Below are 15,480 nucleotides of genomic sequence, written 5' to 3' on the forward strand. Positions count from 1 at the left end.
ACCAAAACGTTCCCACTGGTTGGGAACTCGTTGCTATTTAGCGGGAAGACCATAGCAAGGCGTGATCCGGCTCACAAGGGGGTGTTGAGAGAATTGCGCACTGCCCCGCGCACTCGGTGCTCACGGCGCACACGGCGCTCACGGCGCTCACGGCGCTCAGGAGACCGTCGGACCCCCGGGCGCCTGCGCGCAGTTGCCGGCCCGAGGGCTCAGGGCAGGCGGAGCGTCATCATCACGCCGGCCAGCGTGGTGGCGGCCTCGACGGCCTGGGCACCGAAGTCCGCGCCGGGGCCGTCCTCCACGCGGGCGAGGGGCACGGCCACGCAGATCGCGCCGACGAGCTCGCCGCCCAGCCAGACCGGAGCGCTGACCGAGCCGAGACCCGGAGTACGCACGCCGACCGACTCGACCCAGCCATGCCGTTCGATCGAGGCCCAGGCCTCCTCCTCACGGGCCAGCAGCCGGCCGGCCGAACCTGCGGGGAGTGGCTGACGGGTGCCGGCGGGCAGCGCGGCACGCAAGACCTGCGTGCTGTCCACGGTGGCCAGGCACACGCGGTCGTCACCGCGGCGCACCCAGAGCTGGGCGGTCTCGTCGGTACTGTCGCGGAGCAGGGTCAGGATCGGCAGTGCGGCGTTCTCCAAGGCAGAGCGGACGAAGCGCGCACCACGCCGGAACCGGCCGTCGGAGTCACGGCGGAGGAACTCGAAGTCGACCATGGAGAGGGCGAGCCGGTGCACGGTGGAGACGGACAGCTTGGTCCGGCGGGCGATCTCACTCGCCGACGCCGGGCCGGTCTCCACGGCGTCCAGGATGGCCGCCACCCGTTCCAGCATGCGGTTCCCGCCCTCACGATCACTCATCCCCACATCCTAGGGAACCCGGTGGGCCCGGCAGGCAGCCGACGTCCCGGACCGGCACCGGGGAGCGCCGGTCGATCAGTCCACTGACAACGGGCGCGGCGCGGGCTGGGCGCCCGCCATCGACTCGGCCATGTACTCGGCCACCACATGGCGGGAGATCGGCAGGTCGAGCACGAAGACGCCCTCGGCGCCCCGGGCCACCCAGTCCGTCAGGGCGTCCAGGTCGGCCAGGCTGCGGGCCTTGGTGCCCTGGGCCCCCATCGCGCGGCCGAGGGCGGCGAAGTCCACCTCCTCGATGAGCATGGCCTCGTCATCCAGGCCGCGGACCGCGTACTGGTGCAGCTCGGCCCCGTAGGCGGCGTCGTTGAAGACCACCACGACGCCGGACCGGGCCTGGCGCACGAAGCTCTCCAGGTCGGCCAGGGCCATCAGCCCGCCCCCGTCACCGGTGACCAGCACCGTGGTGCGGTCCGGCCGGGCCGCGGCGGCGCCGACGGCGGAGGGGAAACCCAATCCGATGGACTGGAACGCGGTGCCGACGAACAGGTGGGAGCGCGGATCCGGGACCGAGCACATCAGGGGCACCCAGCCGATGAAGTGACCGCCGTCCTGCACGAAGGTCCGCTCAGGGGGCAAGATCCCGTCCAGGGCCAGGGCCATGGCGCGCGGGTCGAGCCGGCCGTCGGCAGCCAGTCCCTCCTCGGCGGTGCCATCGGCGCGCACGGGGTCCAGCGTCGGGGCGGCCGGGATCGGCTGGTGCGCGCGCCAGCCACCATCAGGACGTCCGTTGCCCGCCGGGGCGGGCTGGAAGGCGGCGGCGAGCGCGCTCAGGGCAGCGCCGGCGTCGGACACCAGGAAGTGCTCCGTCCGCTCATGGCGCGCCTCGGCGCGGTGGTCCACCTGCAGCACGGTGGCCTCGGCGGAGAAAAGGGTGCCGTAGCGCATCTGGAAGGGGTTCATGCCGGCGCCGACCACGAGCACGACGTCGGCCTGCCGCATGATCTCGACGCGTTCGGTCCGCGCGAATCCCCCGGCGATGCCCAGGTCCCCCTCGGCGCCCGCGACGTTGCGGGCCATCACCGAGGTCGCCACGAAGGCCCCCAGCGAGTCGGCCAGCCGACGCAGGGCGGCGGGGGCGCCCGGCGAGTCCACGACGCCGCGTCCCGCGACGAGCAGCGGACGCTCGGCGCCGCGCAGGGCAGCGAGCAGCGCGCTCAGCTCCTCGGCGGAGGGGGCCTCCGGCTCAGCAGTCGCGGCAGGCACGGCGGGCAGGTCCAGGGCGGCGGCGGGCTGCTGCACCGGCACCTCCACGAGGTCATAGGGGATGGCGACGACGACCGGGCGCCTCCCGGAGGCGGCGTCCGCGAAGGCGCGGCGGGCCTGGGCCGCCGGGTCGTCGGCGCCTAGACGCACGGTCTCGACCCCGGCGGCGGCCGCCATGCCGGCCTGGTCCACGTCGAAGTACCGCGGCCCGGTCGTGGGGGCGTCGCCCACGATCAGCACCAGGGGAATGCGGGCCAGCGCGGCCTCCGAGAGGGCGGTGAGGGTGTTGGTGAATCCGGCCCCGTAGGTGACGGTGGCGACCCCGACCCGGCCCGAGGCCCGGTGGTAGGCGTCGGCGGCAGCCACGGCTCCGGCCTCATGGCGGACGGTGACGAGCGGGAACCCCGTGCTGGTCAGCTCACTGATCAGGTGGGCGTTGCCGTTGCCCATGAGTCCGAAGAGGACCTCGGTGTTCTCGCGGATCACGCGGGCCACCGCCTGGGGGACGGTGGCGCGCACGGCGGGGTCACCGGAACCAGTGGGCGGCACGGGAACGTCAGCAGGCTCGGCCATCTCGACGGTGGGCGAGACGGTCGGGGCGGGCGCAGCGGTCACGGTGAAACTCCTCGGCGAGATGGACTTCGGGCCTTGCCGAGAAGTGTGTACGGCGTTTCCTCGCTACGCAATCGAGCACGTATCGACTGAACACCCTGTACATTCTGACCGCATCTACCGGCATTCGATCAGACAGTCTGACCAGCCGGGAAGACACTAGGGAGTCGAGTCGGCCACTGCATGGAGCAGAGGCAGCGTGCGCCCCTGGATGTGGGTGCGCAGGGCCAGGGAGGACGAGGTGCGCGCCACGCCGGCCAGTTGGGAGATCCGGTCCAGCACGTCCTGCAGGTCCTGGCCGTTGCGGGCCACCACACGCAGGTGGAGATCGTGGTCCCCGGTGACCGTGTAGAGGTCAGTGACCTCCGGGATGGCCGCGAGGATCGCCTCCGTCACCGGTCCGTGCCCCACGTTCTGGATGATGTCCACGAAGCAGAAGGCCACCAGGTCGTACCCGAACCCCGCGGGGTCGACCTGAGGGACGATCGCCGAGACCACACCCTTCGCGTGGAGCCGGGCCAGCCGACTGGTCACGGTGCCGCGGGCCACGCCCAATCGCCGAGCGCATTCCAGGACGGGCAGCTGCGGCTCGTCCGTGAGCAGCTGGATGAGGCGAGCGTCGAGGTCGTCTGGTTGCATGGCGCCCATTCTGGCACCGGCCCGTCCGGTCGGCTCACTCCCCCGGGGCGAGTTTGCCTTTCAGGCGGGCACGCATGGCCGTGCTGGCCTCGTTCAGCCCCACCACGTCCACGGTCTTGCCGTAGCGCTCATACTTCTCCGTGATGGCATCCAGGCTGGCCACGGTGGAGGCGTCCCACAGGTGGGACCGGGTCAGATCGATGACCACGTGATCCGGGTCCGCGAGGTAGTCGAACTGCGTGTAGAGGTCGTTCGAGGAGGCCCAGAACAGCTCACCGTCCACGGTGTACGTGACGGTCCCGCCGTCGTCGTGCCCGTTGTCCCCGGGGCCGACAGTCCGCCGGACCGTCACGAAGTGCGCCACCCTCCGGGCGAACAACACCATGGCGGCGAGCACGCCGAGCCCCACGCCCACCGCGAGGTTCCCGGTGGCCACGGTCCCGGCCACGGTCACCAGCATGACCAGCGTCTCGGACAGCGGCATGGCGCGCAGGGTGGCGGGACGGATCGAGTGCCAGTCGAAGGTGGCCCAGGAGACGTAGACCATCACGGCCACCAGGGCGGCCATCGGGACCATCCCGACCAGCTCGCCCAGCAGTACGGAGAGCACCAGCAGCATGACGCCGGCCGCCAGGGTGGAGAGCCGCGTGCGGGCCCCGTTGGCCTTGGTGTTGATCATGGTCTGGCCGATCATGGCGCAACCGCCCATGGTGCCGAAGAACCCGGAGATGATGTTCGCCCCGCCCTGACCCAGGGACTCCCGCGTCTTGGAGGAGCCGGTGTCCGTGACATCGTCCACGAGCTTGGCGGTCATGAGGGACTCCATCAGCCCGACGACGGCCATGGCGAACGCGTAGGGCGCGATCACCTGGAGCGTCTCCAGGGTGAACGGCACCTGGGGCAGCACCAGCACCGGCAGCGCCTGCGGCAGTTCGCCCTTGTCCCCCACGGTCGGCACGGCCATCTGGGTGGCGATCACCAGGCCTGTCACCACCACGATCGAGACCAGGGACGCCGGCACCGCCTTGGTCAGCAGGGGGAACAGGAAGATGAGGGCCAGGCCGAGGGCCACCAGCACATAGACCAGCCAGGGCACATCCATCAAGTCCGGCAGCTGGGACATGAACATGAGGATCGCCAGCGCGTTGACGAACCCGGTCATCACGCTGCGGGGGATGAACCGCATCAGCTTCGCGATGCCGAGCAGGCCCATCGCCACCTGCAGGACACCCGCCAGGATGACGGTGGCGAAGAGGTACTCCACACCATGGCTGGCCACCACGGGGGCGATGACCAGGGCCGTGGCGGCGGTGGCGGCCGAGATCATGGCCGGCCGGCCCCCGAGGAAGGAGATGGAGATGGCCATGATGGCCGCCGCGAACAGCCCGACCGCCGGGTCCACGCCCGCGATGAGCGAGAAGGCGATGGCCTCGGGGATGAGCGCCAGTCCCACCACGAGCCCGGAGAGCACCTCCGTCTTGAGCCATCCGGGCCGGCGCAGGGTCAGCCACACCGACTGGCGCTGCTCCGGGGTCGCCCCACCGTGCCCCAGGGAGAGGTTCTGGGCCACCTCGGGGTGGTGCGGCAACAGCGGGGGCGCAGGGACGTCGTCGGGCATGGCAAGGACTCCGGGTGTTCGAGGGTGACGCCTCCACAGTAGCCGCGGCGCCGGCCCGGAGGTGTTCCTACACTGGGTACATGAGCAACCAGCCGCAGAACACCCCGCAGCCGAACTCGAGCCGGCCGGACGCCGAAGCCGCCGTCAACCCCGAGGCCGGCCTGCCGACGTCGGCCCCGCAGGCCGACTGGCCCGAACTGGTGGAGACCGGACCGCGGCAGGTGAGCTACCGAATCCGCGTCCAGGCCCCCGCCGCAGAACTGTGGCAGATCCTGGCCAACCCGCATCGGCACCACGAGGTGGACGGCTCGGCCACGGTGCAATACACGAAGACTGGGCCTTCAATGGTGTCGGCGGGGGACGAGTTCTCCGTGGCCATGAAGAAGATGGGCGTTCCGTACACCATGAAGCTCGTGGTCACCGCCGCTGATGAGAACGAGCTCGTGGAGTGGCAGCACCCCGGCGGGCACCGTTGGCGTTGGCAGTTCGAGGACCAGGGCGACGGCAGCACCGTGGTCACCGAGACCTTCGACTACTCCTGGACCCGGCCCGCCGTGGCCCGCGTGTACGAGCTGACGCGCCGCCCCCAGGACAACGCCAACGGCATCCGCGCCTCACTCACCCGCCTGGCCGGCCGGTACCTCTAGAGCGGGGCCGGATTGCCAGCCCATTCCCAGCGACAGCCAAGTCCACGAACAGGTCGTCTCCCTACAGTGGGAAGCACCTCATCAAGGTGCGAGTGATGACAGGAAGAGGCCCCGGGCCCGGCAGATTGCGTCCCCCTCACGCAGCCGGATCACCCGGGGTCTCGTCATGCCCGCAGTGGCGGTCCCTTCCCGTACCCACCCGCGGTGGGCACGGCGCAGATCAGCGTTCCGGCCTGGCCGAGTAGTCCAGGACCACGCGGCCGTCGATCTTGCCGTGGTGCATCTCGTCGAAGATCGCGTTGATGTCCTCGATCGGACGCTTGGTGTAGGTCGGGTGGATCTTGCCGGCGGCGTAGAACTCCAAGGCTTCCACCATGTCCTGCCGCGTACCGACGATCGAACCGCGGATCGTCAGGCCCTTCAGCACGATGTCGAAGATGGGGGCCGGGAAGTCTCCCGGGGGCAGGCCGTTGAACACGATGGTTCCCCCACGGCGGGTCATCGAGATCGCCTGGCCGAAGGCTTTCGGGTGGACTGCTGTGACCAGCACGCCATGGGCACCACCGATCTTCTCCTGGATCTCCACGGATGGCTCCGCCACATTGGCGTTCACCACGATCTCGGCCCCGTGCTTCTGGGCCAGGGCCAGCTTGTCATCGGCCACGTCCACGGCCACCACTCGCATGCCCATGGCCACCGCGTACTGCACGGCGATATGCCCCAGGCCGCCAATGCCGGAGATGACGACCCATTGCCCGGGCCGGACCTCCGTCTGCTTCAGGCCCTTGTAGACGGTCACGCCGGCGCACAGCACCGGGCCGACCTCGTATGGGTCTGACCCCTCGGGCAGTACCGGGGCGTACTTGGCATCCACGATCATGTACTCACCGAAGGAGCCGTCCACCGCATAGCCGCCATTCTGCTGTGATTCACACAGGGTCTCCCAGCCGGTGCGGCAGTACTCGCAGCTCCCGCAGGCGCTCCACAGCCAGGCGTTGCCCACCATCTGTCCTTCGGAGAGCTCGGTGACACCCTCCCCGATCTTCTCCACGATGCCCACGCCCTCGTGGCCGGGAACGAACGGAGGGGACGGCTTGACGGGCCAATCCCCGGTCGCGGCGTGGAGGTCCGTATGGCAGACCCCTGAGGACGTCAGCTTCACCAGGGCTTGGCCGGGCCCAGGCTCCGGGATGCCGACCTGCTTGATCGCGAGATCTTGGTTGAAGCTCTCAACAACTGCTGCCTTCATGGTTGACATGGGTACTCCTTGGTCATGTTGGTCATGGGTGTGTTGATGCGGTCATGGTGACGTTGCTCGGGATGGCCGCGCTCAAGGGCTTGAGGGCACGCTCGTCCCCTCCGGCGAGCCGTCACGCTTCTGGGCGCGCGGATCCGGAGTCGCGGTGGTTGTCACCGGCCCGGGACGCGAGCCGCACATCCCGGGCCGGTGTCTGGAAACGGCCTAGAAGAAGCCCTGCTTGTCCTCCGTGTAGGAGACCAACAGGTTCTTGGTCTGCTGGTAGTGGTCCAGCATCATCTTGTGGTTCTCTCGCCCGATTCCGGAGGACTTGTAGCCGCCGAACGCCGAGTGCGCCGGGTAGGCGTGGTACTGGTTGACCCACACCCGGCCCGCCTGGATGGTACGGCCGGCACGGTAGGCGGTGTTGCCGTTGCGGGACCAGACCCCTGCTCCCAGGCCGTAGAGCGTGTCATTGGCGATCGTCATGGCGTCATCGAAGTCCGAGAACGTGGCCACGGAGACCACCGGACCGAAGATCTCCTCTTGGAAGACTCGCATGGAGTTGTGGCCGCGGAAGATCGTCGGCTGCACGTAGTAACCGCCAGCCAGGTCGCCGTCGAGGTGGGCCTGTTCTCCACCGAGCAGCACCTCGGCCCCCTCCTGGCGGCCGATGTCCAGGTAGGACTTGATCTTCTCCAGCTGGTCGTTCGAGGCCTGGGCTCCCATCATGGTCTCGGTGTCCAGCGGGTTGCCCTGCTTGATGAGGCGGGTGCGCTCCACCGCGGCCTCCAGGAAGCCGTCCGCGATGGACTCCTGGACCAGGGCACGGGACGGGCACGTGCAGACCTCTCCCTGGTTCAGGGCGAACATGGTGAAGCCCTCCTGCGCCTTGTCCCAGAACGCGTCATCCGCGGCCATCACGTCCTCGAAGAAGATGTTGGGGGACTTGCCGCCCAGCTCGAGCGTCACCGGGATGAGGTTCTCGGAGGCGTACTGCATGATCAGCCGGCCCGTGGTCGTCTCACCGGTGAAGGCGATCTTGCGGATCCGCTTGTTGGACGCCAGTGGCTTGCCGGCCTCCAGCCCGAAGCCGTTGACGATGTTCAGCACGCCGGCCGGCAGCAGGTCGCCGATCAGTTCGGCCAGCACCAGGATCGAGGCCGGGGTCTGCTCTGCGGGCTTGAGCACCACGGCGTTGCCGGCCGCCAGCGCCGGGGCGAGCTTCCACGTGGCCATCAGGATGGGGAAGTTCCACGGGATGATCTGACCCACCACGCCGAGGGGCTCGTGGTAGTGGTACGCCACCGTGTCCTCGTCGAGCTGGGACAGTGAGCCCTCCTGCGCCCGGATGGTGCCGGCGAAGTAGCGGAAGTGATCGATCGCGAGCGGGATGTCCGCGTTCAGGGTCTCCCGCACGGCCTTGCCGTTATCCCACGTCTCGGCGACCGCGAGCATCTCCAGATTCTGCTCCATGCGGTCGGCGATCTTGTTGAGGATGACCGCCCGCTCGGCCGGAGAGGTCCTGCCCCAGGCCGGGGCTGCGGCATGGGCGGCGTCCAGGGCGGCCTCGATGTCCTCCGGCGTGCCGCGCCCGACCTCGGTGAACGACTTGCCGGTGACCGGGCTGGGGTTCTCGAAGTACTGGCCCTTGACCGGGGCTACCCACTCACCACCGATGTAGTGCTCATAGCGGGGTTTGAAGGTCACCGCGGAACCGTCGGTTCCCGGGTTGGCGTAGATGGTCATGTCAGCTCCTGGAATGCGGGGATGGATGGACTGATGCTGTGATCGTAGTCACAGACATGTTGCATCCACGTTGCACCTCCGCGCAGGCCTATGCCCGGGCTCTCAGCGCGCCTCGGCCTCGAGGCGCTCCACGGTGGAGACCGCCAGGGCCCGGCGCGGGGAGTCCGCTGGCAGCATCTTCAAAGCTGTCATCCACAACTCGAGGTCGCCGACCGCCTCGGGGCGTGCCAGGTAGGTCCACAGGTCCTCGATTCCCGCGTCCTCCAGCACCGCCTCCCGCAGGGCGAGGCCCAAGTGGTGGCGGATCTCGACGATGCCGGGCGCCGCGGACCGGGGCAGCACCGACCCTGCGGCATGGCCCAACGCGACGCTCACCTCACCCCGGCGCAGGGCCTCCCGCGCCAGCACGGCGTCCGTGGCCAGCGCGCCCTCCAACCGATAGGGCCGAGCCCGGAGCGCCACGCCGGCCACGCCGGCCTCCAAGGCTCGCCGGAGCCGGTGCACCTCGGCACGGAGGGTGGTGCCGGCGTCGTACCCGTAGACGAGTTCTTCCAGCTCGGCGCCGTCCAGTCCAGCCCCATGCCAGGTGAGCAGCGTCAGGATCTCTGCGTGCTTGCCGGGGATCTCCCGCCAGGCGCCGTCCGCACCCGCCAACCGCGGCGGAAGACCGCCGGTGACGTGCAGGATGGTCTCGCGGACCGGGCTCGGCGCAGGGGGCGGGAGGAGGTGCTCCCGCCAGGCCGAATGCACCGCCTCGGCGGCGGCCTTCAGCAGGGGCAGGGCCAGCGGGGAGATGGCCTCGTCCCCACCGGTCAGGTCGATCACCCCGACGATGCGGCCGTCAGCTGGGTCGCGGAGGGGAACCGCCGAGCAGCTCCAGGGATGCACCACGGGATTGAAGTGCTCGGCCCGGCTCACCTGCACAGGCCGGCCGGAGTAGAGCGCCGTCCCTGGGGCAGAGGTGCCCATGGACGCCTCGGACCAATCGGCACCGGGGACGAAACCCATGGCGTCAGCGCGACGGCGGGCCTGGTCATCGCCCTCGACCCACAGCAGATGCCCCTCCGCGTTCCCCACCGCGACGATCAGGCTGGCGTCCGCGGCGGGCTCCACGAGGAGCCGGCGGATGATGGGCAGCACCGGCGCCAACGGGTGGCCCTGCCGCACCTCTCGCAGGTCCGCGTCCGCGACCAGCCGAGGCTCCAGGGGCTTTCCGGTGCCACCGTGCACCACCAGCGAACGACGCCAGGACTCGGCGACCTCGGCACGGATCTGGCCGAGCATCCCGCGGTGATCCGGCCCCGCCAGCTCGCCTCGCGCCCGCTCGACGACCCGTTGATAGGCAGCACCGGACAGGGAGCCGGACGACGGGCCGGACAGGGACAGGGTCACCGCGCGTCCATCAGGCGGGACCGGATGAGGAAGCGCTTGCCTTCCGGCGCCTCCACTGAGAAGCCCGAGCCGCGGCCATCGACCACGTCCAGGGTCAGGTGGGTGTGCTTCCAGTAGTCGAACTGCTCGCGGCTCATCCAGAACGGCAGCTCCGTGCCGTCGGGCAGGACGAACGTCCCTAGCAGGACGTCCGCTCCCCCGGTCTTGAAGTCACCGGCGGGGAAGCACATCGGCGAGGATCCATCACAGCAGCCGCCGGACTGGTGGAACATCAGCGGGCCGTGGACCTGCTGGAGCGAGCCGATCAGGTCCAGTGCGGCCTGGGTCATGTCGACGCGGGACACGGCCTCGCCGTCGATCTCGGGGCGGGCGTCCAGCACCGAGCTGGCATCGACCGTGCCGGTGGAACGATCCGTGGCATCTACTGCGGTGCGGGTGGATTCCGTAGACGGGGACGTCATGGCGCAACCTCCTGGCTGTGGCGGTGCATCCACGGTATCCCTAGTCGTGGCCCACGTCACTACCGGCGGCATGGATGGCCAGGTGAAGCACCAGGTACCCCTCCGGGTCCAGCGGGTCCAACCCCAGCACGGCCCCCAGCCGGACCATCCGCTTGCGCACCGTGTTGACGTGCAGGTACAGCTCCCGACTCGTCTCGGCCAGGGATCCGCGCACGCGGACGAAGGCCGCGACGGTGGTCAGCAGGTCCGTCCCGTGGATGGCGTCGTAGCGCCGGATCGGCTCGAGGACGTGATCGGCGAAGGGTGCCAGCTGCTCCGAGGTCAGCCGCGCCACCAGCCCGCCGATGCTGGCCAGGTCCCGGGTCGAGGCCGGCCGGCCGCGCTGGAGCGCCACATCGAAGGCGCTCCAGGACTCGCCGAGGATCCGGCGCAGGTCACGCGCCGTGGCTGCCTCGCCCCAGCCGTAGAGGGGGATCGCCCGTGACTGGACATACCAGCGCACCGCCGGCTCCTCCCCCACCACCAGAACCCGGCGTTCCCGGTGGCCGATCAGGATCCGCCCCCGGGCCGGCTCGGGGAACGCACCGCCGTCGGCATGACAGACGGCCGCCAGCAGCGTGGTGCCGGAGTCATGGCGGGAGTACAGGAACGGCGCATGATCCTCCAGGACGACCGGGTCGGCCTGCCCCCGCCGGACGTGGTCCATGAGCGCACCCACCATCGCCCTTTCCGTGTGGTGGGCTCGCCGCTCGGCCTGCTCGGTCCCCACCCGCTCGGCCACGGCCACGAACGGCGTGGACCGCGGCACCTCCAGCACCGGCATCGAGACCCGACGCGCGGCGGCCAGCAGCGCCTCCGGCACAGCCTCGCTCCAGGGCCCGGTCCCGAACCCGATGGCGGCGGCACCGGTCCGGGACGCCCCGTGGACGAAGGCGGCAGCATCCTCGGTCCGCCGCCAGGCCGTGCCGGTGGTCAGCAGCAGTTCGCCGCCACGCAGGAAGGGAGTGTTGTCCACCAGTTCCGTGGTCATCGCTACCCGCACCGGCCGGTCCAGGTGGCCCTCGCCCACCCGCAGACTCAGCTTCAGTTCACCCCAGGAGAGCACCTGATGCACGGTCGGCCAGAAAGCCTCCTCCTGCTCAAAACGGCTTCCGGTGGTTCCTGAGGACATGTTTCGACCCTAGGACCGCGATATTTCGCCCCCGTTGCCGGGACGTGTAGATCCGCACACTCTTCGCCCCGCACCGTGTGGGCTTCCACCCGAATTGTTTCCGCAGCGCCCCGGGCCGCCTCCTGCTCCGTACTGTCTGGCGGTGTCCCCTCCGCCACCACCCGCCCCTCAGGAGCAACCATGACCACGCTTGCACCACCCCCTTCCCAGCCCGTGCGGCAGGCCCAGGAGACGGGCGCGTCCCGGGCGAACGGGTCCACGCCAGTCGACCGGGACTATCCGGCCACGCGCGTTCCACGGTCGGCCCGCCGGCCGACCCTCTCCCTGGTCATCGTCATCGCCGGCTTCTTCTTCTACACCCCGACCATGGTGACCGGCGGCGGCGTGGCCGCGGGTTTCGCCTTCGGCCCCTACCTCGGCCTGGCCTTCACCGCCGCCGCGATCCTGGCCGTCTACATCGGGTTACTGGCCGTCGCGAGCTCCCGAACCGGGTTGACCACCGTCCTGCTCTCCCGCTTGGTCCTGGGCCGCTGGGGCGGCAAATGGGCCTCCATCATCCTTGGCGGGACCCAGGTCGGCTGGTACGCCATCACCGTCGGCATTCTCGGCAATCTGGTCGCCGCTGCCTTCGGCTGGTCCGTGGCCTGGCCGGTCATCATCGTCGGCGGCATCCTGATGGCCACCACGGCTTACTTGGGCTTCAAGGGCATCGAGGTCATCTCCTGGATCTCCATTCCGCTGATGCTCATCCTCTGCGGCATCGTGCTGGCCCAGTCGCTGGACCACATCGGTGGCTGGGACGGGCTCCTGGCCGTCGAGGGCAACGGACAGATGAGCGCCGGATTGGCCATCACGCTCATGGTGGGCACGTTCGTCTCTGGAGGCACCCAGATCGGTAACTGGAGCCGCTTCGACCGTGGCACCCCGGCCCGCGTGTTCACCCTGACCGCCCTGGCCGTGATCGTGGTCCAGTTCGGCATGCTGTTCTTCGGCGGCGTCGGCGCGGCCGCCTACGGCGAGCCCGACTTCGTGAACCTACTGATGTCCATGGGCCTGGCCGGCGCCGCCGTCCTTCTCCTGGTGGCCAATCTCTGGACCACCAATGACAACGCCGCCTATGCCTTCGGTGTCGCCGGGGCAGAACTGTTCGAGCGCAAGTCCAAGAGCCCGTTCATCGTCGCCGGCGTGGCCATCGGCATCGTCCTGGCCCTGACCGGTGTGGCAGACGCCATGACGGGCTTCCTCGTGCTCGTCGGAGTGGTCATCCCGCCGTTGGGCGGAGTCCTCATCGGCACCTTCCTCACCACATGGCGGGGACGCGACCCTGGCCTCGATCTGGAGGACCAGCCGCGCCTGAAGCTTCCCGGCGTGGTGTCCTATCTGGCCGGCGTGGCCGCCGCCGTGCTCTGCAACCTGCTGTCCTGGGGCAGCCCCGCCATCGTGGGCATCATCATCGCCACGGCTTGCGCCGCCGCCCTCGGCTGGGCCGGCCGGAACCGGGATCTCACCTCACACGCCTGAGGCGCCTCGCGTTCATCTCTCATCTCTCATCTCTCACGTCACATTCTCAGGAGCGAACCCGCATGTCCCTCTTCATCCGCAGCGCCCACGTCATCACCATGGCGGAGGGCACCAGTAGCAGCCCGCAGATCCTCGACCTGCGGATCGAGGGGCAAGACATCGTGGCCATCGGCACGGACCTGCGGCCCGAGCCCGGTGACGAGATCCTGGACGGCCGGGACCGGCTCGTCACGCCCGGCTTCGTCAACGCCCACACCCACTCGTGGGAGACCGTCTACAAGGGCCGTTATGACAACATGCCGCTGGAACTGTGGATGCTCTACACCTACCCGTTGCTCGGCGCTCCGCCGCGGTCGCCTGACTTCGTCCGCGTCCGATCCCAGCTGTTCGCGCTGGAGAGCCTGAAGTCCGGTGTCACCACCATCGTGGACGACGTCCTGGAGACCCCCTCACAGGACTTCGGCCAGCTCGAGGCCGTGGTGGATGCCTACGAGCGGATCGGGATCCGGGCCAATGTCTCCGGTCACGTCATCAACGTGCCCTTCGTGGACACCGTCCCCTTCGCCGCAGACCACCTGCCGGCCGAAGTGCTCGACGCTGTCCGGAACGAGTCCCTGCTCAGCGCCGGCGAATACCTGGACTACAGCGAGCAGGCCATCCAGCGCTACCACGGGCGGGGGAAGGGGCGCCTCCACTACATGCTCGCCCCGTCCGCTCCACAACGCTGCACCCCGGACCTCCTGTCCGGTGCCGTGGCCCTGGCCGGCCGCCACGGGATCGAGTGCCACATCCACATGCTGGAGACCAAGACGCAGGCAATCACCGGCCAGGAGTTCTACGGCAAGACCCTGCCGCAGTACCTCGAGAGCATCCAGGCGCTGTCCCGGAACACCACCTTCGCCCATGGCATCTGGGTGACCGATCAGGACATCGAGATCCTGGCCAACCATTCCGCATCCGTCTCCCACAACCCGATCTCCAACCTGAAGCTCGGCTCCGGCATCCTCCCCTGGCGCAAATACCGGGACGCCGGGGTGAACCTCGGACTGGGCACGGACGGCTGCTCCTCCTCGGACACCCCGCGTCTGCTCGAGGTCATCAAGATGGCGTCTCTGCTGCACAAGATCGGCGACTCCGATCCGGCGGCGTGGCCTACCGTCGACGAGACCCTGCGGGCCGGCACCCTCGACGGCGCGAAGTCCGCCATGCTAGATCGCACCGTTGGATCACTCGAGGTCGGCAAGCGTGCCGACCTCCTGGTGTGGGACCTCAAGACCCTGAACTTCACGCCACGGCAGAAGCTGGATCACCAGCTGGTCTATTCCGAGAACGGCAGTTCCCTCGAATACGTCATGGTGGACGGCCGGGTCGTGGTGGACCACGGTGCCCTCGCCACCCTGGACGAGCAGGAGATCGTCGACGAGTTCAACGGCTACCTGCCGGAGATCCAGGCCTGGCAGGACCGGACTGATGAGCTCAATGCCGTCTTCCACCCGGCCTTCTCGGCGATGTACGAGACGTGCCGCCAGGCACCCCTGGACATTAACCGCTGGGCCGGCGCGGCGGCGAACTCGGTTCTGACTCCCTGACGACCACCGGAGGCCTGGTGGGGGCTCCGAAGGCTACCGGCCGGCGTCGGGAGTTCCTAGCCTGGTCCCATGACCTCCAGCGACGACTCCCTGGACGGGCCCACCGACGACCGGCCGTGGGTGCCTCCGCCGTGGGATCCGCCGCTGGCCGGCACCGAAATCGAACATGTGCTGGGCTCCCTGGAGCGTCTGCGCGTCACTTTCCGGTGGAAGACCGGAGGCTTGGATGCGGCGGCGATGAACACGACCGTCGGCGCATCGACGCTGACCCTGGGCGGTCTGATCAAGCACCTGGCGGGGGTCGAGGCGATGAAGGCGGGTCCGGAGATCGACGGCTCCAGCCCCGGTGAGCCCTGGGCCTCCGCTCCGTGGGACGAGGTGCAGGACTGGGATTTCACCTCCGCCGGGCAGGACTCCCCCGAGCAGCTGTATGCGCTCTACGACGCCGCGGTGACGCAGGCCCAGAGCCGGCTGGAGGCAGCCCTCGACCGGGGCGGCTTGGGCCAGCGGCTCGCCCTGTCAGATCAGGTCGATCTGGAGGTCTCGCTGCGCCGGAACCTTTTCGACCTCATCGAGGAGTACTCCAGGCACCTCGGCCATGCGGACCTGATCCGTGAGGCTGTGGACGGGCAGGTCGGCCTGGACCCGCCGTACCCGGAGGTCTACTGATGGCACGGAGGCCGCCCCCGTCCGGGGGCGGCCTCCGTGATGACTCCAG

General features: G+C 69.3%; 13 protein-coding genes. 4 read left to right on the plus strand and 9 right to left on the minus strand.

Going from position 1 to position 15,480, the window contains the following annotated elements; genetic code table 11:
- Positions 1-209 precede the first annotated feature (209 nt).
- The 4 genes from IEX49_RS04095 to IEX49_RS04110 form a co-directional block, all read right to left on the minus strand.
- On the minus strand, positions 210-863 hold the full coding sequence (locus tag IEX49_RS04095; protein WP_188804476.1) for an IclR family transcriptional regulator: 654 nt from the start codon (positions 861-863) through the stop codon (positions 210-212).
- Between the two features lie 75 nt (positions 864-938).
- The gene (locus IEX49_RS04100) at positions 939-2,741 is read right to left on the minus strand and encodes a thiamine pyrophosphate-binding protein (RefSeq protein ID WP_268237698.1); all 1,803 of its coding nucleotides are present in this window, start codon (positions 2,739-2,741) and stop codon (positions 939-941) included.
- Between the two features lie 156 nt (positions 2,742-2,897).
- Positions 2,898-3,377: an Lrp/AsnC family transcriptional regulator gene (locus IEX49_RS04105; RefSeq protein WP_188804477.1), complete on the minus strand. Its 480-nt coding sequence runs from the start codon at positions 3,375-3,377 to the stop codon at positions 2,898-2,900.
- A 34-nt stretch (positions 3,378-3,411) separates the two neighbouring features.
- Positions 3,412-4,995: a SulP family inorganic anion transporter gene (locus IEX49_RS04110; protein WP_188804479.1), complete on the minus strand. Its 1,584-nt coding sequence runs from the start codon at positions 4,993-4,995 to the stop codon at positions 3,412-3,414.
- Positions 4,996-5,075: 80 nt separating this feature from the next.
- Between IEX49_RS04110 and IEX49_RS04115 the strand changes: the two genes are divergently transcribed.
- Complete coding sequence (locus IEX49_RS04115; RefSeq protein WP_188804481.1) at positions 5,076-5,642, plus strand: SRPBCC family protein; 567 nt, start codon at positions 5,076-5,078, stop codon at positions 5,640-5,642.
- A gap of 220 nt (positions 5,643-5,862) precedes the next feature.
- Here the strand turns inward: IEX49_RS04115 and adhP are convergent, their stop codons facing one another.
- The 5 genes from adhP to IEX49_RS04140 all read right to left on the minus strand — a co-directional run bounded on the left by adhP (position 5,863) and on the right by IEX49_RS04140 (position 11,652).
- On the minus strand, positions 5,863-6,900 hold the full coding sequence (adhP, locus tag IEX49_RS04120) for an alcohol dehydrogenase AdhP (protein ID WP_188804483.1): 1,038 nt from the start codon (positions 6,898-6,900) through the stop codon (positions 5,863-5,865).
- Between the two features lie 204 nt (positions 6,901-7,104).
- Positions 7,105-8,628 carry an aldehyde dehydrogenase gene (gene adh, locus IEX49_RS04125; RefSeq protein ID WP_188804485.1) on the minus strand — a complete coding sequence of 508 codons (1,524 nt, stop codon included), beginning with the start codon at positions 8,626-8,628 and terminating at the stop codon, positions 7,105-7,107.
- A gap of 102 nt (positions 8,629-8,730) precedes the next feature.
- Positions 8,731-10,020 carry a helix-turn-helix domain-containing protein gene (locus tag IEX49_RS04130; RefSeq protein WP_229672222.1) on the minus strand — a complete coding sequence of 430 codons (1,290 nt, stop codon included), beginning with the start codon at positions 10,018-10,020 and terminating at the stop codon, positions 8,731-8,733.
- Positions 10,017-10,349, minus strand: coding sequence for a DUF779 domain-containing protein (locus IEX49_RS04135; protein ID WP_229672276.1), 333 nt, complete (start codon positions 10,347-10,349; stop codon positions 10,017-10,019). Before IEX49_RS04135 ends, IEX49_RS04130 begins: the two co-directional genes overlap by 4 nt.
- 172 nt (positions 10,350-10,521) lie before the next feature.
- The gene (locus tag IEX49_RS04140; RefSeq protein WP_188804488.1) at positions 10,522-11,652 is read right to left on the minus strand and encodes a PucR family transcriptional regulator; all 1,131 of its coding nucleotides are present in this window, start codon (positions 11,650-11,652) and stop codon (positions 10,522-10,524) included.
- A gap of 180 nt (positions 11,653-11,832) precedes the next feature.
- Here IEX49_RS04140 and IEX49_RS04145 point away from each other — a divergent pair, with 180 nt between their 5' ends.
- The 3 genes from IEX49_RS04145 to IEX49_RS04155 all read left to right on the plus strand — a co-directional run bounded on the left by IEX49_RS04145 (position 11,833) and on the right by IEX49_RS04155 (position 15,431).
- The gene (locus tag IEX49_RS04145) at positions 11,833-13,173 is read left to right on the plus strand and encodes a cytosine permease (RefSeq protein ID WP_188804490.1); all 1,341 of its coding nucleotides are present in this window, start codon (positions 11,833-11,835) and stop codon (positions 13,171-13,173) included.
- Positions 13,174-13,235: 62 nt separating this feature from the next.
- Positions 13,236-14,762 carry an amidohydrolase family protein gene (locus IEX49_RS04150; protein ID WP_188804492.1) on the plus strand — a complete coding sequence of 509 codons (1,527 nt, stop codon included), beginning with the start codon at positions 13,236-13,238 and terminating at the stop codon, positions 14,760-14,762.
- Positions 14,763-14,831: 69 nt separating this feature from the next.
- The gene (locus tag IEX49_RS04155) at positions 14,832-15,431 is read left to right on the plus strand and encodes a mycothiol transferase (RefSeq protein WP_188804494.1); all 600 of its coding nucleotides are present in this window, start codon (positions 14,832-14,834) and stop codon (positions 15,429-15,431) included.
- The last annotated feature ends 49 nt before the right edge of the window (positions 15,432-15,480 follow it).

This window comes from Citricoccus zhacaiensis (assembly GCF_014645315.1).
Taxonomy (GTDB): Bacteria; Actinomycetota; Actinomycetes; order Actinomycetales; family Micrococcaceae; genus Citricoccus; species Citricoccus zhacaiensis.

Excerpts from the sequence above, each read along its gene's own strand:
- IEX49_RS04095 (WP_188804476.1), bottom strand. The coding sequence starts at position 863 with ATGAGTGATCGTGAGGGCGGGAACCGCATGCTGGAACGGGTGGCGGCC.
- IEX49_RS04105 (WP_188804477.1), bottom strand. The coding sequence starts at position 3,377 with ATGCAACCAGACGACCTCGACGCTCGCCTCATCCAGCTGCTCACGGAC.
- IEX49_RS04110 (WP_188804479.1), bottom strand. The coding sequence starts at position 4,995 with ATGCCCGACGACGTCCCTGCGCCCCCGCTGTTGCCGCACCACCCCGAG.
- IEX49_RS04115 (WP_188804481.1), top strand. The coding sequence starts at position 5,076 with ATGAGCAACCAGCCGCAGAACACCCCGCAGCCGAACTCGAGCCGGCCG.
- adhP (WP_188804483.1), bottom strand. The coding sequence starts at position 6,900 with ATGTCAACCATGAAGGCAGCAGTTGTTGAGAGCTTCAACCAAGATCTC.
- adh (WP_188804485.1), bottom strand. The coding sequence starts at position 8,628 with ATGACCATCTACGCCAACCCGGGAACCGACGGTTCCGCGGTGACCTTC.
- IEX49_RS04135 (WP_229672276.1), bottom strand. The coding sequence starts at position 10,349 with ATGACCCAGGCCGCACTGGACCTGATCGGCTCGCTCCAGCAGGTCCAC.
- IEX49_RS04140 (WP_188804488.1), bottom strand. The coding sequence starts at position 11,652 with ATGTCCTCAGGAACCACCGGAAGCCGTTTTGAGCAGGAGGAGGCTTTC.
- IEX49_RS04145 (WP_188804490.1), top strand. The coding sequence starts at position 11,833 with ATGACCACGCTTGCACCACCCCCTTCCCAGCCCGTGCGGCAGGCCCAG.
- IEX49_RS04150 (WP_188804492.1), top strand. The coding sequence starts at position 13,236 with ATGTCCCTCTTCATCCGCAGCGCCCACGTCATCACCATGGCGGAGGGC.
- IEX49_RS04155 (WP_188804494.1), top strand. The coding sequence starts at position 14,832 with ATGACCTCCAGCGACGACTCCCTGGACGGGCCCACCGACGACCGGCCG.